The sequence below is a fragment of the Arcicella lustrica genome (genome assembly GCF_034930985.1).
GTDB lineage: Bacteria > Bacteroidota > Bacteroidia > Cytophagales > Spirosomataceae > Arcicella > Arcicella lustrica.
On the sequence record NZ_JAYGIM010000009.1, the window covers coordinates 147,281 to 168,466 of the forward strand.

The following is a 21,186-nucleotide window of genomic DNA, read 5'->3' on the forward strand; positions in this document are numbered from 1 at the left end:
TAAACTCGACAAAATTATGGCTAAGGAAAAACTCATCCAACATCTTCTATGGCGAGCGGGCTTTAGCGAAAAGCCTGAAATCATTAACCAGTACAGCCGACAGTCAATCAAGAAAAATGTTAAGCAATTATTGAAAGACTCAGAGAATTTTGAGCCGATTGATATTGTCGATAAAACGGATATTTATTCGGAGCTACAAGCGATGAAAAAAGATACTCTTCTGACGACAGAAGAGCGTAGAAAGCAATTGAATAAAATGATTAAAGAGGAGGAAGGTGCACTCAATATCGCTTGGATTGATAAAATGGTTCAATCGAAAGCTGTTTTGCGTGAAAAAATGACTCTTTTCTGGCATGGTCATTTTGCTTGTAGAACTCGCAATCCTCTTTTTGCACAACACTACTTAAATACCATTCGTCAATACTCTTTGGGGAAATTTGGGGATTTATTGATGGCAGTTTCCAAAGAGCCAGCCATGTTACAGTTCTTGAATAATCAGCAAAATAAAAAACGTAGTCCAAACGAAAACTTTGCTCGTGAAGTAATGGAATTATTTACATTAGGACGTGGGAATTATACTGAACATGATGTAAAAGAAGCCGCAAGAGCTTTTACAGGTTGGGAATTTGATAGACGAGAAAATGGCTTCTTTTTTAATACTCGTCAACATGATTTTGAAACAAAGGAATTTCTTGGAAAAACGGGAAAATTTGATGGAGAGGACATTATTAAAATGATTTTAGCCAAAAAAGAAACTGCTAATTTTATCGTTACCAAAATCTATAAAAACTTCGTCAACGAACAAATTGATGCTAAAATCATTGAAGAATTATCTGAGCATTTCTACAAAAGCGATTATGATATTGCTTATTTAATGGAGACAATCTTCACGAGTTCTTGGTTTTATGATGCCAAAAATATCGGTTCACATATCAAATCTCCCGTAGAATTGTTGGTCGGCTTACAAAGAAGTACTGGCTCTTATTTTGTTGAAAAACAATCTTTATTATTTATTCAAAGAGTATTAGGACAAGTAATTTTATATCCGCCCAATGTGGCAGGATGGGCTGGCGGAAAAAATTGGATTGATAGTTCTAGTTTACTTTTCAGGATGCAATTGCCTTATTTGGCTTTTAATAATACAATTGTTAGAACGGTAGCCAAATCCGACGGCGATGTCAATACGGATTTTCAAACCAAAAAAGGAAAGAAAAATACCCTTGAAACAAGCATGAATTGGGAAGTATTTTCAAAACAGTTTACCCAAGAAAATCGTAAAGAATTACTGGATGAATTAGAAGAGTATTTTTTACAAGTTGCTATCAGCCAAGAACTAAAGAAAGGATTTATAGCCAAAATGGAAAAGGAAAGTCAGCCAGAAGCCATCAAAAAAATGGTTTTAGCTTTAATGATGCTTCCTGAATATCAATTGTGTTAAATATTCATCCTAACAACTCAAAACAAGATGGTTAATCGTAGAGAATTTATCAAACGTTCGGCATTGGCAACCGCTGGTGGCTTAATGATTCCGAATTTCTTGAAAGCCTTTGAACAACAACATTTAGGCATAAATGGTACTTCTGATAAAATATTAGTCATTATCCAATTGTCTGGTGGAAATGACGGACTCAATACTGTAATTCCTTTTAGAAATGATATTTATTACCGTGAACGTCCGACAATTGCTATCAGCCGAGATAAAGTACTGAATTTGAATGATGAAATTGGCTTAAATCCTGCTTTAGAAAAATTGCGTTCTTGGTACGACAACGGTTTTATGCGTATTATCAATAACGTTGGCTATCCAAATCCAGACCGTTCTCATTTTCGTTCAATGGATATTTGGCAGACGGCTTCTAATGCAGAGCAATACTTACAAACGGGTTGGTTGGGGCGTTATTTAGATGCTAATTGTTCAGGAAATTGTGCTTCTTATAAAGCTTTGGAAATTGACGATACTTTAAGTTTAGCCATGAAAGGAGAGAAGCTTAAAGCACTTTCGGTATTAGAACCTGAAAAGTTATATCGACAAGTTCATGGTGATTTCATCTCCAAAATTGCGAAATCTCAACCATCAGAGCATTCCGATAATGTAAGTTATCTTTATAAAACCTTGGCAGAAACAGCTTCTTCGGCAGAATACTTACATACAAAATCAAAAGTTTATCAATCAAAAGCGAGTTTCCCGAATGGAGAATTAGGACAAAGACTAAAAACTATTTCGGAATTGATACTTTCAGGAATGCCAACCAATGTGTATTATGTCAGTATTTCTGGTTTTGACACACACGTTAACCAAGTTGGTCAGCAAGAACGTTTGTTGCGTAATTATGCTGAAACTATGGATGTATTTTTGAATGAACTGAAACAAAATAATAAGTTAGATGATGTTTTGCTGATGACTTTCTCTGAATTCGGAAGAAGAGTAAAACAAAATGCCAGCGGAGGAACAGACCACGGAACAGCCAACAATGTGTTTTTGATGGGAGGAAAATTAAAATCTGATAAAGTATTAAATGAAGCCCCTAATCTGACTGATTTAGATGAAGGAGATTTAAAATATTCTGTAGATTTTCGTAAAATTTATGCTACACTTTTACGAAATTGGTTGGGAGTAAATGACGAACTAGTGCTCGGCAAACGTTTTGATACTTTAGGTTTTGTTTAAAATGTTACTTGGGGAGCTACAAACTCCCCAAGTAATATTATTTACTTACATTTCTATACGTAAACGAATGATAAATATGTCTTTTGGCAAATCTTGGCAAAGACGGAGCATTTACCAATTTCACATAAGTATTTTTAGGTACACCAAAGTACTCATACACCACATTATCTTGAAAAATGATTTTCAACGTTTCATCTTTATAATCAAAATCTTCAATGATTGAAGTCGTAGTGATACGAGTATATTCTTCCAAATTAGCCGCTTGCGTTTCAGGTGCAATAGCCACCAAAAGATTATAAGCTTCGATGATTACTTTACTTTTAATAGCTGCCTGAGCTTGAAGCTCCTCATTGTCTTGAATTTTATCAGGATGCCACTCTTTGATTAAATTTCTATATGTTTTTTTTAATTCGGAAAGCTCAGTTGTTTTTGTTGCACCAAATAAAGTTCTATAAGAATTGATTTTTTTCATGAATTTGTCAAAATGTGAATAACCGTATTAAACACCTGTTAATACTTTGCAAAATATTATTCGGGTGCAAAATTAAGGATTAAAATTCAATCTGTTGCTTTACTTGTCTATCAATCTGCGAGATAATCAAAAAATGAACTAGTCGTAACAGATAAAATGAGCATACACTTTGGGGAAATTTGAGGAAAAATTTCGAATTTCTATGTCTTTTACTCAACAAAAAACAAGTTTTAAAGAATGGAATGATATTTTGAAGAATCAAATCGTAATCAATTACAATAAAAATTATTCTTTAATTTATGAACAAGAAATCAGGTTTATTCATCGTAGCTATTTTATTAGTTGCTAGCTTATCAAAAGCTCAAAATTTATCTTTCGGTCCTTCGGCTGGTGTAAATTTTTCTAATTTATCTTCCAACTCAAATACTTCTACGAAAACAGGTTTAGCCACAGGAGTATTTTTTAACTATAGTAGTAAGAATTGGTTTGGTGTAGGTGTACAGGTATTATATAGTGAATTGGGTGCGAAACTCAAAAACACTGATAATTCTATCAACTTAAATTACATACAAGTACCTGTTTTGTTTACTTATTATTTCAATGGCAACAATACAGTAGGTTCTTTCCGTCCAAAATTATTCGCAGGACCTCATGTAGATTTTTTGATGAATGCGAAAGATAAAAATGGGATTGATTTGAATCCTAACGGACAATTTTATTCAAGTACAGATTTGGGTGTAACGGTAGGAGCTGGGTTTAATTATGCTTTAGCTGAAAAAATTTGGTTGAATGTAGATGCTCGTTACGGCTTAGGTTTGACAGACGCTACTAAATCAACGACTAGCAATAGTATGAACAGAAATATTGGTATCAATGTAGGAGTAAGCTTCCCGATTGGAAGTATTTAGTTTACAGTGATATAATAAAAAATCCCATTTTACTTTTGATTGAGTAAAATGGGATTTTTTATTTTCTGTAATTATGATTTTTTAGCAATTAAATCCATCGCCACGCCTATTAGTATCGCTACGATTTCAAATGAGACAAAGCCCAACAAATAGGCAATAAGTGCTTTGAAGTAATTTTTGAAACCTCCACCAAAAAACTGCCCAATAGCCCAAGCAACATATAATAATATAGCAATGTAAAGGAGTGTATCTAAAATAGTATTATTGATAAATTTGGCAATAATTGGATGCACCGAAAACCATAACATACCTTCACCCATGATAAAACACAACAAAACACCGATTTCGTAAATATTATAGGAATACTTTTTGAAAAAAACCTTCGTCCAGAATGCTATAAAAATTAACATTAAAATATTGGCATATCCATAATTATTCTGTACCCAAAGCATTATATTATTTACTCCAGAAGCACCATACTGTTTTTTCAGTTGTTCTTCACTGAGTACATCAACTTCTAAATAGCTCGTAATCAAACTATAAACTACCGAACAAAGAATCAAAAAAGTGACAGGCTTGGTGCAAGCATTTCTATCAGTATTCAAAAAATGGTGAATCATTTTACCGGGACGAAGCAACAATTCACGAACAGTAAACAACAAACCTCGTTCATAGCCAATCAGATTTAGAAACTCCTCTACAGCATATTTTTTATCGACTCTTTCTAATAAAATTTCTTGTTCGTTGTTGGTATTATTAGCTTGATTAGCATGGTGTAAATGTTCATTCTTCATATTAACCTAGAGTTTTTTAGTTTGTGCGATTTACTTATCTATTTGATTTACTCAAAAATAGAGAAAAATAGGCAATAAAAAATCTCCCATCTTGCCATATTGATATGGTAAAATGGGAGATTTGTGATTTATTTAAAAAATTACTTTTCGGAATTGAGTTTTTGTTGAATGTTCTTTACAAAGTCTAAAGTGACTGCATTATCTTCTGCAATTTCTTCAATACTTAATTTTCCTCTGATAAGCATTTTTCTAATAGTTTCTATCTTATTATTTACAATTGCATCTTTTATCTTTTTATTTTCAGCTTTCACAGCCTCAGCATTTCGAGCCACTAATATCTCAAATGAAGCTCTTTCATCTGGTGTCATTTTACGACTATCTAATTCATCTATGGCAACTTTTAGCCATTCTTCGTTCCAAAACTGTGGAAACTGTATTGGTTGAGTAACAGTATGTATGGTTTTCATCGTATAAATCAGTTTTTCTAAATCTGTTTGACAATCAAATTCTTGCAGTTCAAATTTATTCAATTCTACTGTAACAAACGTCATCTGCTTATCAAAAAGTTCACCCTGCTCATTTCTAAGATTGGCAAGTGTGTGATATTGCTTGTAAGGTAAAATTGTATTCGCTAAAATAGCTACGCAGTAAATCTTAGTTAGTGTACCATAATCAAATTTACCTTTTTTTACCATTGCATTGAATTTGTGCAAAGAGTAAAATTTCATCCGTTGGACAAAATATGGCTCTTCACCATATTGCATTTCTACAATAAAATGATTATCATTTTCATCTGTACAAGCTAAATCATAAACACCGCTTCTGCTATCTTGAGTTAGCCCTTCGAAAGTATTTTTATCAAATTTTACTTCTTTAATAGGCGTTTCTGTTTTGATGAGTGCTTGTAAGGCTTTTCGTAAAAAAAGCGTATTCGTTTCATTTCCAAAAGTGGCTTTGAAACCATAATCAGAAATGATTGGAATAAATATTTGGTCGTCAGTGTATAATGTATTCATAAAGTAAAGCTAAAATATTTTGGAATCTTTTCAAATGTCAATAAACAAAAAACTCTCATTTTACCATGCCAAAGTAGTAAAATGAGAGTTTAAATTAGGCATTTTCCTTGTCCTTTTTTAGGCTAATTAATCTTCAAAACCATTTACATTTTCCTCAGAAGGTTTTATATTTTACACAATCTAAAAATATTTTTTCGCAGAGCTATTTTACTTTTCCGCAATTCAAATTTAATCTTACACAATTCAAAAATAATCTTCCACAGAGCCATTTACATTTTCCACAGAAGGCTTTACATTTAACACAATCCATAAATATTTTTCCGCAGCGCTATTTTATTTTTCCTCAGAAGCTCGTTCAAGACTGTGTCTTGGACGTTTGTTTAATTCAGTTTCAAACTGAATTAAAGTTTAGCACAAGTGACGCTTTACTAACACTTGCGCCAGTTAGGGATTAGAATGGTGTAAATGTTCATTCTTCATATTAACCTAGTGTTTTTTAGTTTGTGCGATTTACTTATCTATTTGATTTACTCAAAAATAGAGAAAAATAGGCAATAAAAATCTCCCATCTTGCCATATTGGTTTGGTAAAATGGGAGATTGTATTTTATTTGTAAAAATTACTTTTCAGAATTGAGTTTTTGTTGAATGTTCTTTACAAAGTCTAAAGTGACTTTTGCCATTTTTGCAATTTTGTCAACTGACAGACCACTTTCTCGTAAAAGATTCTCAACTATTTCCTTTTTGGTATTGATGACAAGATAATCGTTTTCTGCATCAATATATTTGGCTATGTTCTGTATCATGTCGTCAAATTTTAGGTCTAATTTACGAAGTTTAGATAACACTCGCAATTGTCGTAAATACTTTTGAAAAGTTCTTTGTTCTGAAGTGGTTTCTTCAAGTCTATGAATTATTTCGTTTAAAGCATTTTCAGGTTTTTCTTCACCAAAATTACTTAAAACAGCTAAAATTATTTCTTCTGGATTATTTGAAACTAAAAAGCGTTTATAGTCAAATTCAGTAATATTAATCATTTTAAATTCAAAATAATTCCCATCTTCTGACAAAATAGATTGCATTTTAGGTTTGCTACTTCCAATAAAAATCACATATTGTCTTACAGGTAAATGATATTTATATTTGAGTAAACCCCAATAATCAATCATTCTATAAATTATTTTTGCATAATCATCTACTTGAAATTCAAGATGTAATATAAACCTCTGACCATTAGGGTCAGTTACAATCCTTAACGCATCTGCTTCTTTTTCTTTTGTTTGTTGAAGCTTTTCTTTTATCACTTCTGCTTTACTAACCTTAAAACCCAAAACACTATTCATCAAAGCAGGTATGATGCTCTCAATATTCTCCTTTACGATTTTATCGTACTGATTACCTTCTTGTTTTGTAGAATTCTTTTCCATATTCAAAACTAACAATATTTCAATAAATCGCAATAAAAATTTCCCATTCTACCTGATGGAAAAGGTAAAATGGGAGATTGGTGATTTTTAATAAATTAGCCGTTTACCAAATGCTGTTTTAGGCTAAATTAAAGTTCAAAACCATTTACATTTTCCTCAGAAGGCTTTATATTTTACACAATCTAAAAATATTTTTCCGCAGAGCTATTTTACTTTTCCGCAATTCAAATTTAATCTTACACAATTCAAAAATAATCTTCCGCAAAGCCATTTACATTTTCCTCAGAAGGCTTTGCATTTTACACAATCCAAAAATATTTTTCCGCAGAGCTATTTTATTTTTCCTCAGAGGCTCGTTCGTTTGTTTAGTTTCAAACTGAATTAAAGTTTAGCACAAGTGACGCTTGTTTGACACTTGTGCTAGTTGGTGATTTTTTTAGGAATATCACAAATAGGTAAGCTATTTTTTAGTTCCTTTAGGAAGATGATTACTATTACCTTTATTTGTGGGTAAATTAGTATTTTCCTTAATCATTACCGGTTGCCTAACTATAACCTTTGATGGGTCAACCTTTGCAGGCTCATTCCTCGGAGGTTGGTTAGTTGGGGCATTTTGATTTGGTTGTTCATTTGCCATTTTTAACTTTATTAAATTTTGTTGTTTTATTAAAGAATCAGTAATTATACTTTTAACTAGTTCAACTTTTTGTATTGGATCTTTATCTGAAGAAATTTTGAATGCAATACATATAATGTAAGGAAATAATCCAAACAAACAGTAAATTATGGATCGATAATTATGGTTACTTTTTTTATTGTTTACCGTAAAATTGTGTTCAACACTTTTTTCTAATTGAATCTTGTAAGATTCCTTTAAATATAAGTTTACCTCGTTTTCAGCAATTCCTTGTCTTATGTAATCTTCTCTTAATACTGTATAAAAAATTTTGGGCATCTCATTATATGCAATTTCTACAGGTATCAATAGTTTAATTGAATTATAGATTGATAACGCCAATGAAAGAATGAATGAAAGAAAAAAAAATGAATACCAACTTATTATGGATGATACACTAATTAAATATTGAATTAATTGAATTAAATATGCTGCATAAACTGTGTAGAAAAGCATAATGTATCCTATCCGAGATATAATCTGATTGTAACGTGAATATTCTTCATCTAATCTTTTTTGATTAAGTTCTATTTGATAATCTACATTTTCAAAGTCATTCATTTGTCGGTATATTATTAATTTATTTGCTTTTAATGTTGTGTTTTTGAAAGACAAATTTAAAAGAGTATTTCAAAAAAAAGTGCTACAAAATCTCCTTTCAACGAATTGAAAGAATTCCTAAAAGGAGATTTTATAACACTTATAATATATTTCTCAGCCGAAGACTGAAAGCCGATAGCCGACTACTTACTTCACTTCCTCAAAAGGAACATCTTCTGCTTGTGAAGAAGAGCCTGAATCAGCAGTTTGTTGTCCTGCATCTCCTGTTGGTTGAGCTCCTTCTGGGCTTCCTTGTGCATACATTTCTTGCGAAGCTGCTGCCCAAGCGTTGTTCAATTTTTCAAGTGCAGAATCAATAGAAGCTGCATCACGTGAAGCGTGTGCTGTTCTTAATTCTTCTAAAGCACCTTCAATCGCTGATTTGTTACCTGCTGATAATTTCTCACCGTACTCTTTCAATTGTTTTTCTGTTTGGAAAATCAATGAATCAGCCTGGTTAATTTTTTCGATTTTTTCACGTTCAGCTTTATCTTCTGCTTCGTTAGCTTTCGCTTCTTGACGCATTTTTTCGATTTCAGCATCTGTCAAACCGCTTGAAGCTTCGATACGGATATTGCTTTCTTTTCCTGTTCCTTTATCTTTTGCAGATACATGAAGGATACCGTTAGCATCAATATCAAAAGTTACTTCTACTTGAGGAACGCCACGTGGTGCTGGTGGAATACCATCTAAGTGGAAACGTCCTAATGAACGGTTTTGAGTTGCTAATGGACGCTCACCTTGCAATACGTTCAATTCTACTGAAGGTTGGTTGTCTGAAGCAGTCGAGAATGTTTCAGATTTCTTCGTAGGGATTGTAGTGTTAGCTTCGATTAATTTAGTGAAAACTCCACCCATTGTTTCGATACCTAACGATAAAGGAATAACGTCTAATAATAATACGTCTTTTACTTCACCAGTTAAAACACCACCTTGAACAGCCGCACCGATTGCTACAGCTTCGTCAGGGTTAACACCTTTTGAAGGTTTTCTTCCGAAGAATTTCTCTACTTCTTCTACTACTCTTGGAATACGAGTTGAACCACCTACCAAGATAACTTCGTTGATATCTGAATTTGTAAAGCCCGAATTTTTCATCGCACGTTTACAAGGCTCAAGCATTCTTTGAATTAATGAATCTGCCAATTGCTCAAATTTAGCACGAGATAAAGTACGTACTAAGTGTTTAGGCATACCGTCCACAGGGAAGATATATGGCAAGTTGATTTCTGTAGAAGCACTTGAAGATAATTCTACTTTTGCTTTTTCAGCAGCTTCTTTCAAACGTTGAAGAGCCATTGCATCTTTACGCAAATCAACACCTTCGTCGTTTTTAAATTCGTTTGCTAACCATTCGATGATTACTTGGTCGAAGTCGTCACCACCTAAGTGAGTATCACCGTCAGTTGACTTTACTTCAAATACGCCATCACCCAATTCTAACACTGAAATATCGAAAGTACCACCACCTAAGTCGAATACAGCGATTTTCATATCTTTACCGCCTTTGTCAAGACCGTAAGCTAAAGCTGCCGCAGTAGGTTCGTTGATGATACGTTTTACTTCTAAACCTGCAATTTGTCCAGCTTCTTTCGTAGCCTGACGTTCTGCATCATTAAAATATGCTGGAACAGTAATAACGGCTTCAGTAACAGTCTGTCCAAGATAATCTTCGGCAGTTTGTTTCATTTTTGTTAAAATCTGAGCCGAAATTTCTTGTGGCGTATAAAGACGGTCGCCGATGCGAACACGTGGAGTATCGTTTGAACCTTGCTCAACAGTATAAGCAATTGTTTTTAGTTCGCTTCCTACTTCTGTATAACGTTTACCCATGAAACGTTTGATAGAAGAAACTGTGTTTTTAGGATTAGTGATAGCCTGGCGTTTGGCAGCGTCACCTACTTTACGTTCACCGTTACCATTATCTAAGAATGCAACGATTGAAGGTGTAGTACGACGACCTTCTGAGTTAGCGATTACGACTGGCTCGTTACCTTCCATTACAGCTACGCAAGAGTTGGTTGTTCCTAAGTCAATACCGATAATTTTTCCCATTTTTAATTTTAATTAAGTATATGAATAAGATTTTTAATTTTACAATAAAGAGGCTTACAAGAATGTTTACCTATTTTTGTTCTTCTGTTTAAGTATTGATTCTTTAAAATCATTGCATCAACAGATAGAGATTTCCTTACTTTCAACAATCTTAATGCCAGTAGTTTTTTTAGCGATTTTTTGTGCCATAATGGCAGAACTGCTTTTTTTATTGTCATACTAGCAGATAATATTTTTTAAAACTGACAAAATACCATTTAAAACAGCAATAATATTTAAGAGATTTACCATGAAAATATACATCCATACCAAATTTGAAACCAGTGAAGTTTTGGTCATTAAAGAACAATTAGCTGGAAAATACGAATTACTAATCGGAGAAGAAATTTTGCCAGAAAATAGAGAAGAACAATTTCTAAGTGCAGACATTTGTTTGGGAAATGTGCCTTTGGCTTGGGCTCAAAAAACTAGTAAATTACAATGGCTTCAATTACATTCTGCTGGACTTGACCCTTACCAACAATTAGAAAATTATACTTTTAAAATCACGAATTTGAAAGGATTTTTTGGACAATCTGTAGCGGAAACAGCTGTAGCTGGGATTTTAGCAATGTATCGTGGTGTAGCATATTTATCCAAGCTTCAAACCGAAGCTAAATGGATTGGTACTCCTTTGCGATCAAGTTTACATTTATTGAATAATGCCAAAGTACTGGTTTTGGGTGCTGGGGCTATCGGACAAAAAGTAAAGGATTTATTAGTCGGTTTTAATTGCGAAACCACCGTGTTGGATTCTAAAACGGTCGTGAATTTGGATGCGTACTTGCCTACAACTGATATTTTAGTAGCTACTTTGCCCGAAACGCCCGAAACCATTGGCTTACTGAGCAAAACCAGATTACAAATGCTAAAACCGTCTGCGCTTTTTGTGAATGTGGGAAGAGGTTCGGCGGTGGATGAAGAAGCTTTGATTGAAATATTGAAAAATAATCAAATTTACGGAGCTGTTTTAGATGTAACAGCAAAAGAACCGATTCCTGTTGAACATCCACTTTGGCAAATGCATAATGTTTTGCTAACACAACATACTTCTGGAGGCTGGGCTGAGGAAAATCTTGATAAAATTAAGTTTTTTATTGATAACCTTGAAAGATTTGAGAAAGGTGAAACTTTGGTAAATATTGCTAATTTAGCACGTGGGTATTAATGAAAAATAAACAAGAGTCATCCCGAATTTTAAAATCACAAAATTCGGGATGACTCTTGTTTTTATTTACTGTTTATCATGATTCTCATTGACCAATTCTTTCTCTGTTACTAAAGTACTTTCTTGTGGTCTTATCGACAAAATAGGAATTTTAGCATGATTTAGTACTTGTTGAGCGAAAGGACCAACAAAATAATCTTCGATAGAGTAATTGAAATCTGCTGTAATAATCATTAAATCGACTTCTAATTCATCCGATTTCTTCAGTGCCGTGTAAGCAAGTGAATCCGTGTAAGAAAAAATAGAATAACCTTTGATGTTGTCTTCTATCAATTTTTCATTCAAAGTCTTTAATTCTTGGTCTAAATAATTTGTTTTTTTCGCACTGTCGTTATCCAATAAAGCCAGAATGACGAGTTCGGATTGATGTTTCGCAATAATTTTTTTGGCGAATTCATACTTGTGCAAAGCATTCGGAATTGTACGCACTGGGAAAAGTACTTTTTCAAAATTTCTCCATTTTTTACCAGTCGGAATTGTGAGTACTGGGCAAGATGATTTTTTACTTACCTCAAAGGCATTCGTTCCCATAAAAAATGATTTGAAACCAGAAATGCCATGCGTGCCCATCACTATCATATCAGCCGAAATTTGTTCAGCGATGTGGATGATTTCTCTGACTACTTCTCCAACAACACAATGGAAATAAACATTTAATTGCTCTTTTTCAGCAATTGAATCAGCTAATTTTGCCAATTTCCTTTTTTCTCGTTGAATAATACTTTCTCGACTTAAATCCAGTTCTAATCCATTTTCACTGATACTCAAATAAGTATCAGGGTCGATGATATGCAATAAATGAAGTGTTGATTGATAATTGTGACTCAAATTGACAACATAATCCAGTGCATTTAATGATGTTTTACTGTAGTCAATAGGAACTAAAATGTTGTTGATACTAAGATTTTCCATGACTTTAGAAATTTAAGGTGGTATTAATCACTCTGAGGATAATTTGATAATTAAATTATAACTAATTAATGGTTCTTATGCATATTTTATTATATAATTCCAAGCATTGATGCAGGATAATGATTATCATGACTATCCACTGAACTAATATCGGTATTTTTTGAAGATTTCGAACGAATTGACAAAACGGGTACTCTTGCATAATGCAGGATTTGCTTTGCAAATGGGCCTATTACATAATCTTGAATCTGACGGTCGATTGTAGCAGTGATAATCAGTAAATCAGCCATGAAATCACTTGTTTTTTCAAGTACTTTTTCTGCTACAGAATTACAGTAATAATAGTAGGTCTGTGCTTCCATTTTATCTTCTTTGAGTTTTTTATTAAGTTGTGCCGTTTCTGAATTGAGCATTTCAAAGCTTTTTTTATCGGCATTATCTAATAAACCTATCACCACTAATTCGGCATTGTTTTCACGAACAATATTTCTGGCTAAATCATATTTTTCTAAAGCGCCTTCTACAGGACGAATTGGGTAAACCACTGTTTTGAAAGCTTCAAATTTTTGATGAGATGGAATGGTAAGTACTGGACAAAAAGCATTTTTCAGTACATTAAATGTATTTGAGCCAATCAAAAATTCACTAATACCTGATAAACCATGTTTTCCCATAATGATTAAATCTGCATAAAAATCAACAGCCGCTCTTACTATTTCTGAATGCACCAAGCCAGTTCTGATAAATGCTCTGCAATCAATAAATTCTTCGTGGGTTATTTTATCTGCTAATTTTCTAAGATTGGTATGATGAGTATCGAGGTGATCTTGCAAATTAGCATCATTAATCATCTTACCATCATCAATATCTAACAATGGATTAATATTGACAATGTGCAACAAAATTAATTGTGCTTGTTGACCTTTCGCTACTTCAATAGCGGTGTGAAGGGCATTCATAGATGAATCGCTAAAGTCAATCGGAACAAGTATTTTCTGAACTGCTAATGTATCCATAATTGTATGAGTTTTAGGTTGGAAAATAATTAAACGATGAGGTAAAAACCGTTTTGACAATGCAAATTTGAAACTCGCAACTTAATGACAGCTTAATCTAAGATTAGAATTTGCTTAGAAAATAATTTTATTACGATTTCAAAATAAAGCAGATAGAATGTCCGTTTTTTATTTGATTAACCACTTAATAAGCATTAATTCATACTCTTTCATCTTTGAAAAAACGTTTCCTTTTAACATCAAAATTTTTCTAAAATCCTTCTGAATACATAGCATTATATGCAAAAGTATTATTTACAAGATGGTCGGATTGAAGAAAATAGCATTGCAGTATTCGATTTAAAACAACGTTTAATAAAGAAAGAGTATGAAAACTAACATGATTTTTGGTGGCATAGCCACTAGAAGAATCGCACAATTGCGTTGGATTCTTCCTACTTCATTATTAATGGCAATTATATTATCCATTAATATCAATGCTTTTAGCCAGACCAATCAACTTGAAACTGATAAAGGAATGCAAAATTCTGTAGCATCCTATGATTCAGATGTGCGTCAGGCAATTTTATTGGTGAGTCAATTTCCACAAACACTTTCACAATTACAGCAAGAGAAAAACCAAACACAAGCTTCTTTTCAAGGACTCATCAGTGATTTCAGTCAGAAAAAACAAGGCTGGTTTTATGAGCTTACTCGTTTCCCTGAATTAGCGCATACTTTAGCTACATTGCCAGCTGGACAAAGCAGAGATGACATCAAAAAACTATTACCTAATAATGACGAAAACCTAGAAACTGCCGCTTGGCGTTTGTATCGTCATCACAAAGAGGATTTAATTGAAGCTGATAAATTAAATCTTCAAGCCCAAGAAAGTTTTAATAAAGCGATTCAAAATTTGGATAGTCCAACCCAAGGTGCTTTCAAAAAACTGTTTCAATATCCAGATGTATTGGCTTTATTGACAGATAATCTTGATTTGACGACTAAATTAGGGCAACAATATCTAGCTGATAAAGAAGGTTTGACAAGCCAATTGGCAAGTTTGCACGATAGTTTGATGATACAAAATCAAGCGCAAATGGCAGCTTATAAAAAAGAATTGGAAAACAATCCTCAAGCAAAACAAGAGTTGAATCAAGCTGCGAAAGATTTTGCAAGAAGTAACGGCTATATTTTACCAAACGGACAAGTAGTTTATAATGGTAATTATGGCTACGCTAATCCATATTCTTATTGGTTTGGTTATCCATATTGGTATGGTTCAGCACTTTGGTATCCAGGTGCTTATTGGGGAAGTTTCGGTTTGTCTTATGGTTTTGGCGGTTTTGGTTTTAGTGCTTTCCCTGCCTATGGTTTTTCTAACTGGTTTTATAATGGAGGATATTACATGAACTACCCATATTTATATAACCATTTTGGAAATTATTATCGTAACGTAATCGTTCGCCAGCCACGATATGTGAATAATGGTATGGTAGCTGGCTCACGTAATTATTATGATGCTTATAGAAGCAATGGAAATTATAATCGTGGTAATCAAAACTACCGACAAAGTAATAATTCTTACAATAGTTTTCAGAACAGAAGCTATAGTGGAGGAAATAGAAGTAGCTTTGGAGGTGGCGGAGGAAGAAGTTTTAGTGGTGGGGGACGTCGTCGCTAAAAACAAAAAAGGTGTTGCTGAATTCGGCAACACCTTTTTTGTTGAAATACTATTAATTGATTTTTAAAACGATATGTTTAATGTTTTTTCGATTAGCCGTATAAGTAATATGTACCAATCCGTCTGCACTTTGAATAATGGCTGGATAGCTAAATTCGCCTTCTTTTTCATCTTCTAAAGTATAAACTTCTTGCCAATCTGTACCATTTTTTGAAATAGCTACATTTAATTTATAGCGACCATTAAACCAATCTGCTCCTTTTTTAAGTGGATTATACACTAATACTTGTAAACCATTTTTTAAAGTAGTAGCATCTGTTCCAGAATTGGGATTGGGCAAATTTGTAAGCGTTAATGGCGACCAAGTATTTCCATTGTCACTCGACCAAGTTTGTACAATGGCATTTTGGCGTGAGCGACAAAGTAACTGTAATTTATTGCCTGAGTACTGTAAAATACTTGGTTGAATTACACCAAAAGTATCGCAAGCGATGTTGATTTTTTTGAAGGTTTTGGCATTTTTATCTGACTTTTCAAGATGAATATTCCATACTTTTTCATCCAAACTTTCAGTACTTGAAGGAAATAAAATTTCTCCGTTGGCTAATTGAAAAGGCTTGTTTTTGATTGGCCCTAATATTCCTTCTGGAAGCTTTTCTGCTTTGGTCCAATGTTTGCCATTGTCGTCAGAAGTCATTTTCATTCCCCACCATTCTCTTGGGTTTTTGCCTACTTTATAAAAAAGTAAAAGTTTACCTGCTTTGGTTTTGAACAAAACTGGATTCCAACAAGGGTATCTTAGTGTATCGTTGATAATGCCATTTGCAATTTGTTTGGCTTCGCTCCATTTGCCTTTTTCGTTGGTAGCAATCCAAATGCCAACGTCGGGGCTACTTTCATACTTTCCGCCAAACCATGAAGCCATAAAGGTATTTTTAGATAACTCAACAATTGTGGAAGCATGACAAGCAGGAGTAGGAGGGACAGCAAAAATATTTTCAGTCTTCACCAATGTTGCTTTCGGTTGCGAAAACATACTGAACGAAAAACATAAGAAAAGTAAGGTTAGGGGTTTCATATATAATTGTTAATGAGTGAGTTAGTGATTGAGTGATTTTAAATAGTTGTGAATTAGTGAGTTAGTGATTGAGTGATTATTTTATTAAGAGTGATTTTTTATATCATTGACAAAGAATACAATAACTCTGTGAAACTCTTAAAACTCCGCTAAACTCTGTGTAATCAATTTATTCACTGAACATCATTTTGTAGCTTTGGGCAATTAGCCTTGAGCTTTGAGCAAAATAAAAAAGCTCAAAGCTCATTGCTCAAGGCTCAAAGCTAACCTTAATAAACCGCCACATTAGAAATCACAGGACAAGCCTTTGCATCTTTGATGTTGATTCTAACTTTACTGGTTTCAACGCCATCTAATTTCAAGATTCTTTTATAACCAATTGTTGTCGCTGAGGCAACTTCTTGCCAAGTGTTATTTTTCCAAACTTCAATAGTAAAGCTTTTTACTCTTTGTCCAAGTTTGATGTATTCTTGCAAGAGTACATATTTTACGGCTTTATTTGCGCCTAAATTAATTTCTAAACTGCCAGATTTCTGTTCGTCATCGGTTGTCCAGTAGGTTTCTTTATTGCCATCAACTACATTTTTTGCTGAAAATTGAGGAGCATTCCCACGTACTGCACTTGCTCTTGCAGGAGCTTTTAAAGCCAAATTAGTTTTAAATTCTTTGTCTAAAATTGCTTTAAAACCTTTCAAGGCTTTTACATCGTTTTCATGGAAAAGTCCACGGCGATCTGGTGGAATGTTCAGTAACAAGTTTGAACCTCTACCTACTGAACTCAAATAAATTTCAAATAATCGCTCCGCAGATTTTACTTTATCATCTTCTGAGGCATGATAAAACCAACCCGGACGAATAGAAACATCAATTTCACTCGGAATCCAAACAGTACCATTTTCTGAGCCTGTATTCAACAATTGTTCAATCCCAGCTTTTCCTGCATACAAACTATCAGGCGTAATATTATTCCAATTGGTTTCGCCTGCAATACCTCTTTCATTGCCACACCAACGTATTTCTGGCCCCGCATCACTAAAAAAGATAACATCAGGTTGCATTTTTCTCACCATCGGAATCGTATTTTGCCAATCGTAATAGGTTTTTCCGTCGATTTTGCGTGCTTCTCTTGCTCCACCATAATAGCCAGTTCCGCCGTTTGCACCATCAAACCATAATTCAAAAACGGGTTTGTAATTACTAAACAATTCCTTCAACTGGTTTCGGTAATAAGTAATGTATTCTGGTTTGCCATAATCAGCATGGTTTCTATCCCACGGTGATAAGTAAACGCCAAATTTTACGCCGAATTTCTTACAAGCTTCTGCCGTTTCTTTTACTACATCGCCTTTTCCACCTTTGTAAGGACTGTTTTTGATAGAATGCTCTGTGTACTTACTCGGCCAAAGCGTAAAACCATCGTGATGCTTACAAGTAAGAATCGCTCCTTTAAAACCAGTTTCTTTCAAAGTACTTATCCATTGGTTGGCATCCAAAGCCGTTGGATTAAATATCGCTGGACTTTCGTCTCCATTTCCCCATTCCAAATCTGTAAAAGTATTGGTTGTAAAATGGATAAAAGCATTGGTTTCCATTTCCTGATAGGACAATTGGTCTTTTGTAGGAATTGGATATACTGGTTTTGGAGCTGAAACCACTTTTTTACTTGTTTTCTTTACCACTGGCTCGCTTAACTTTGGAAAAGTAGAAGCGTGGTTTTGCTGAGAAAATAGTAAAAAAGGAATGGATAAAATCAGAGCATTTTTCATAATATTATTAGTATTTAAAAGCCAAACTTGGATAATTTTTATACTTTTTCAAGAAAGAAGCAGGTAAAGTAACGCTTACTTTATCGCCTTCGGCTTTCCATTTTACGGCTACTTTTTCGCTTAATAAAATTACTTTTGCGCCTTTTGCTGGTACATTGCCCGTCCAAGTAATGGTTGGGTTAATGGCTTGGTCTTCTGGCAATCTTACTAAAGCATAAATTGAATTATCTTTTCCTTTCGTGAAAAATGTTTCCCCATCTCTGTAAATATCCGTAGTTCTGGTATTGTAAATGGCTTCTCCGTTGGCATTCAACCAAGTACCAATTTCTTTCAAACGAGCAATTTGAATGTCGTTCAAAGTACCATCAGCTCCAGGTCCAACACCCAACAATAAACTTCCGCCTTTGGCAACGACTTCAATCAAAGTATGTACTACTTTGGTGGCTGATTTAAAATTATCATTTGGTACATAACCCCAAGCACCGCCTAAAGTAATACAACTTTCCCAAGGAGTGTCTGATTTTGTGGCAGGAATACTTTGTTCTGGCGTTCTGTAATTTTCAAATTCTCCATGAACAGTTCTATCAACGACTAATAAACCAGGTTGATTTTTACGAGCCATCGAAGCAATTTTTGGCATATCAATTTCTTGGCTAAATGCTGGAATGGCAGCTCCCCAAGCTCTTACTTCATCCGTAACTGTATCTAAAGGACGCACCCAACCGCCATCAAGCCAAAGAATATCCATTTTTCCGTAGCCAGTCATTAATTCCTGAATTTGGTTATAAGAAAACTCTTTGAATTTGTTCCAACGCCAAGGATTTTTACGAATATCATAATTGGCATTGCGGTCTGGCGTTGCATAACGATTCCACCAGAAGTACTCTGAATGCCAATCTGGTTTCGAGAAGTAGGCACCAATCATAAAATTCTGTTTTCTGAAAGCCTCAAATACATATTTGGCAACGTCTGCTTTAGGATTTTGTGCAAAAGGTCCGTTTGAAATTTTAAAATCAGAATATTTGGTATCAAACATTGAAAAACCATCGTGGTGTTTCGTCGTAAAAACCACATATTTCATTCCCGCATCTTTGGCAGCACCAGCCCATTGGTCTGGGTTGAAATTGGTTGGATTAAACTTCTTGTTCAAACCCCAATACCATTTTTTATAGTCATCATAAGTTTGCGTACTGTCACGACTAATCCAGTCTTCCGAACATAATTCCCAAGATTCAATAATGCCCGGAACGGCATATAAACCCCAGTGAATAATCATTCCGAATTTTTGGTCTCGCCAAGTTTCTAATTTTTCTCTCACCAATGGGTCTGTTGGATATTGGTACTCAGTGGAGGCTTGATGAATATTTCCTTGCGCTGATGTTTGGAAATGAATGGAAAAAGAAAGACTAAGTAAAATACTTATTTTTTTTAACATAACGATAGATTTTATAAAGGATAATAAGACAAAAGTTGTACTCGTATTTTGTCATTAATCAATAAACTCTTTAACTAAAGAGTATTTGCTAATATTATACCTGTTTTGATTTACTAAATTACGAAAATATTTGATTTATTTTTAAAATCGGAAATATATTGCATTTTAAGTAAAAATAAATAAAGGTTTTGTCGTCTTGTTACCGCTTAATAATTATTTTGAACTTAGAACCATTGAAAATTTTATTTTAGTTAATTTTAGATACAATCTTAAAACTAACTATGACAAAATGACACACACAGTCCAGCCCAAGGAAACACTTTACAGTATCTCAAAAAAATACGGAATTTCAGTAGATCAACTTACAGCATTGAATGGTTTAGTTTCAACTAATTTATCTATCGGACAGGTTTTAGTGGTTGATTCTGATTCTTTTTCAGAGAACAATTCCTCAAATGATGAACCTTTTAATGCTGTAGCAGATTATGGAAACTCAGTTTTCCAACGCCGACAAGTATTTCAAGTACAGCAAGAAAACAAAGGTTCTTACAGTACTTATGTAATTAGTTTTCCTAGTCCAGATGGCTTTATGCAAACGGGAACAATGCGTGATGTATATCCTTCGCCCAATCAAGTAAATCCGAGAGGAGTAAGTTATGCAGGAAAATCTAGCTTTGATGAAAATAAAAATATGTTTCTGGATATTTGTCAAGAACCTTTTTATGCAGATATTCTGAAATATATTTCTAAAAATGAAGGCTGTTTTGATGCCGTCAATAGCTATGACAAAGCCATTTTTTCATTTGGTTTTATTCAGTTTACAGGTGCAGTGGCTAGTGGTTCGATGCTTACCAGAGTATTAGCACGATTGAAAGAAAGAGATGAAGACGTTTTTAATGAATGTTTCTCGCAATATGGAATGGACATTAAAAGTTTCGGAACGCCGATTTTTCAAGTAGAAACCAATGGCGGTACGAAAGAAGGCGATGCCGCATATTTAGAAGTAGCCAACGATTTAAGATTGACAGGCGCATTTATTGCCAGTGCTTTCAGACCAACTATGATTTGCGTACAAGTAGAAATTGCTTTAGAAGAATATGTTTTCAAAGCAGTTTCATCTTCGGTAATGATTTCAATTTTTGGGAATGCTTATTCTTTAAATCAAATTATGAGTACTGAAGGCGGAATTGCTTTCAGAGTAGATTTAGCCGTAAATCGTGGTCTGAGCGGTTCTTTAGCAGTATTAAAAAAGGCGATTGAACAAGTTTTATCTGAATCTGGAAGTTCAGATATTTCAAGTTTAGACGAAAGAAATATCGTTGAAAAAGTAGCAATGAACGACGCAGAAGCATGGAAAAAGCAAAGAGTATTGAAAATTTTGGATAGTGGATTTAGTTTTGAGAAGTAGATTAATTAGAATAGACAAATTCTTAT

Annotated in this window: 17 protein-coding genes; 6 read left to right on the top strand and 11 right to left on the bottom strand. The window is 33.9% G+C overall.

Annotation, left to right across the window (positions count from 1 at the left end; genetic code table 11):
• Positions 1-16 precede the first annotated feature (16 nt).
• Complete coding sequence (locus VB798_RS12760; RefSeq protein WP_323258864.1) at positions 17-1,438, top strand: DUF1800 domain-containing protein; 1,422 nt, start codon at positions 17-19, stop codon at positions 1,436-1,438.
• Between the two features lie 27 nt (positions 1,439-1,465).
• Entirely contained in the window at positions 1,466-2,668 is a 1,203-nt protein-coding gene (locus VB798_RS12765) for a DUF1501 domain-containing protein (protein ID WP_323258866.1), read from the top strand.
• A gap of 37 nt (positions 2,669-2,705) precedes the next feature.
• Here the strand turns inward: VB798_RS12765 and VB798_RS12770 are convergent, their stop codons facing one another.
• Entirely contained in the window at positions 2,706-3,140 is a 435-nt protein-coding gene (locus tag VB798_RS12770) for a KTSC domain-containing protein (RefSeq protein ID WP_323258869.1), read from the bottom strand.
• Positions 3,141-3,439: 299 nt separating this feature from the next.
• Between VB798_RS12770 and VB798_RS12775 the strand changes: the two genes are divergently transcribed.
• Positions 3,440-4,048, top strand: coding sequence for a porin family protein (locus VB798_RS12775; protein WP_323258871.1), 609 nt, complete (start codon positions 3,440-3,442; stop codon positions 4,046-4,048).
• Between the two features lie 71 nt (positions 4,049-4,119).
• Here the strand turns inward: VB798_RS12775 and VB798_RS12780 are convergent, their stop codons facing one another.
• From VB798_RS12780 to dnaK, 5 genes are all read right to left on the bottom strand, one after another.
• Positions 4,120-4,842, bottom strand: a complete 723-nt coding sequence (locus tag VB798_RS12780) for a DUF3667 domain-containing protein (RefSeq protein ID WP_323258873.1) — start codon at positions 4,840-4,842, stop codon at positions 4,120-4,122.
• 140 nt (positions 4,843-4,982) lie between these two features.
• Positions 4,983-5,858 carry an Rpn family recombination-promoting nuclease/putative transposase gene (locus tag VB798_RS12785; RefSeq protein WP_323258875.1) on the bottom strand — a complete coding sequence of 292 codons (876 nt, stop codon included), beginning with the start codon at positions 5,856-5,858 and terminating at the stop codon, positions 4,983-4,985.
• Between the two features lie 619 nt (positions 5,859-6,477).
• A complete protein-coding gene (locus tag VB798_RS12790) occupies positions 6,478-7,290 on the bottom strand; it encodes an RpnC/YadD family protein (protein ID WP_323258877.1) in 813 nt (270 codons plus the stop codon).
• Between the two features lie 454 nt (positions 7,291-7,744).
• On the bottom strand, positions 7,745-8,521 hold the full coding sequence (locus tag VB798_RS12795; protein WP_323258879.1) for a hypothetical protein: 777 nt from the start codon (positions 8,519-8,521) through the stop codon (positions 7,745-7,747).
• A 186-nt stretch (positions 8,522-8,707) separates the two neighbouring features.
• On the bottom strand, positions 8,708-10,615 hold the full coding sequence (dnaK, locus tag VB798_RS12800) for a molecular chaperone DnaK (protein ID WP_323258881.1): 1,908 nt from the start codon (positions 10,613-10,615) through the stop codon (positions 8,708-8,710).
• A gap of 289 nt (positions 10,616-10,904) precedes the next feature.
• Between dnaK and VB798_RS12805 the strand changes: the two genes are divergently transcribed.
• Positions 10,905-11,822 (top strand): D-2-hydroxyacid dehydrogenase, encoded by a 918-nt coding sequence (locus VB798_RS12805; protein ID WP_323258883.1) that lies wholly within the window; start codon positions 10,905-10,907, stop codon positions 11,820-11,822.
• 66 nt (positions 11,823-11,888) lie between these two features.
• Here the strand turns inward: VB798_RS12805 and VB798_RS12810 are convergent, their stop codons facing one another.
• Both VB798_RS12810 and VB798_RS12815 read right to left on the bottom strand, forming a co-directional pair.
• The gene (locus VB798_RS12810) at positions 11,889-12,794 is read right to left on the bottom strand and encodes a universal stress protein (RefSeq protein ID WP_323258885.1); all 906 of its coding nucleotides are present in this window, start codon (positions 12,792-12,794) and stop codon (positions 11,889-11,891) included.
• 89 nt (positions 12,795-12,883) lie between these two features.
• The gene (locus tag VB798_RS12815; RefSeq protein WP_323258887.1) at positions 12,884-13,810 is read right to left on the bottom strand and encodes a universal stress protein; all 927 of its coding nucleotides are present in this window, start codon (positions 13,808-13,810) and stop codon (positions 12,884-12,886) included.
• 367 nt (positions 13,811-14,177) lie between these two features.
• On the opposite strand from VB798_RS12815, the gene VB798_RS12820 reads away from it, so the two are divergent.
• On the top strand, positions 14,178-15,473 hold the full coding sequence (locus tag VB798_RS12820; protein ID WP_323258889.1) for a DUF3300 domain-containing protein: 1,296 nt from the start codon (positions 14,178-14,180) through the stop codon (positions 15,471-15,473).
• A gap of 52 nt (positions 15,474-15,525) precedes the next feature.
• On the opposite strand, the gene VB798_RS12825 is transcribed toward VB798_RS12820, so the two are convergent.
• The 3 genes from VB798_RS12825 to VB798_RS12835 form a co-directional block, all read right to left on the bottom strand.
• Positions 15,526-16,551, bottom strand: coding sequence for a sialidase family protein (locus tag VB798_RS12825; protein WP_323258891.1), 1,026 nt, complete (start codon positions 16,549-16,551; stop codon positions 15,526-15,528).
• A 269-nt stretch (positions 16,552-16,820) separates the two neighbouring features.
• Positions 16,821-18,317, bottom strand: a complete 1,497-nt coding sequence (locus VB798_RS12830) for an alpha-L-fucosidase (RefSeq protein WP_323258893.1) — start codon at positions 18,315-18,317, stop codon at positions 16,821-16,823.
• Positions 18,318-18,324: 7 nt separating this feature from the next.
• Positions 18,325-19,752 (bottom strand): alpha-L-fucosidase, encoded by a 1,428-nt coding sequence (locus VB798_RS12835; RefSeq protein ID WP_323258895.1) that lies wholly within the window; start codon positions 19,750-19,752, stop codon positions 18,325-18,327.
• A gap of 289 nt (positions 19,753-20,041) precedes the next feature.
• On the opposite strand from VB798_RS12835, the gene VB798_RS12840 reads away from it, so the two are divergent.
• Positions 20,042-21,160, top strand: a complete 1,119-nt coding sequence (locus tag VB798_RS12840; RefSeq protein WP_323258896.1) for a LysM peptidoglycan-binding domain-containing protein — start codon at positions 20,042-20,044, stop codon at positions 21,158-21,160.
• The last annotated feature ends 26 nt before the right edge of the window (positions 21,161-21,186 follow it).

What these genes read in the sequence shown, in the direction of transcription:
- dnaK (WP_323258881.1), bottom strand. Translation starts at nt 10,615, where the DNA reads ATGGGAAAAATTATCGGTATTGACTTAGGAACAACCAACTCTTGCGTA.
- VB798_RS12820 (WP_323258889.1), top strand. Translation starts at nt 14,178, where the DNA reads ATGAAAACTAACATGATTTTTGGTGGCATAGCCACTAGAAGAATCGCA.
- VB798_RS12760 (WP_323258864.1), top strand. Translation starts at nt 17, where the DNA reads ATGGCTAAGGAAAAACTCATCCAACATCTTCTATGGCGAGCGGGCTTT.
- VB798_RS12840 (WP_323258896.1), top strand. Translation starts at nt 20,042, where the DNA reads ATGACACACACAGTCCAGCCCAAGGAAACACTTTACAGTATCTCAAAA.
- VB798_RS12775 (WP_323258871.1), top strand. Translation starts at nt 3,440, where the DNA reads ATGAACAAGAAATCAGGTTTATTCATCGTAGCTATTTTATTAGTTGCT.
- VB798_RS12785 (WP_323258875.1), bottom strand. Translation starts at nt 5,858, where the DNA reads ATGAATACATTATACACTGACGACCAAATATTTATTCCAATCATTTCT.
- VB798_RS12835 (WP_323258895.1), bottom strand. Translation starts at nt 19,752, where the DNA reads ATGTTAAAAAAAATAAGTATTTTACTTAGTCTTTCTTTTTCCATTCAT.
- VB798_RS12825 (WP_323258891.1), bottom strand. Translation starts at nt 16,551, where the DNA reads ATGAAACCCCTAACCTTACTTTTCTTATGTTTTTCGTTCAGTATGTTT.
- VB798_RS12805 (WP_323258883.1), top strand. Translation starts at nt 10,905, where the DNA reads ATGAAAATATACATCCATACCAAATTTGAAACCAGTGAAGTTTTGGTC.
- VB798_RS12765 (WP_323258866.1), top strand. Translation starts at nt 1,466, where the DNA reads ATGGTTAATCGTAGAGAATTTATCAAACGTTCGGCATTGGCAACCGCT.
- VB798_RS12810 (WP_323258885.1), bottom strand. Translation starts at nt 12,794, where the DNA reads ATGGAAAATCTTAGTATCAACAACATTTTAGTTCCTATTGACTACAGT.
- VB798_RS12815 (WP_323258887.1), bottom strand. Translation starts at nt 13,810, where the DNA reads ATGGATACATTAGCAGTTCAGAAAATACTTGTTCCGATTGACTTTAGC.
- VB798_RS12830 (WP_323258893.1), bottom strand. Translation starts at nt 18,317, where the DNA reads ATGAAAAATGCTCTGATTTTATCCATTCCTTTTTTACTATTTTCTCAG.
- VB798_RS12780 (WP_323258873.1), bottom strand. Translation starts at nt 4,842, where the DNA reads ATGAAGAATGAACATTTACACCATGCTAATCAAGCTAATAATACCAAC.
- VB798_RS12795 (WP_323258879.1), bottom strand. Translation starts at nt 8,521, where the DNA reads ATGAATGACTTTGAAAATGTAGATTATCAAATAGAACTTAATCAAAAA.
- VB798_RS12770 (WP_323258869.1), bottom strand. Translation starts at nt 3,140, where the DNA reads ATGAAAAAAATCAATTCTTATAGAACTTTATTTGGTGCAACAAAAACA.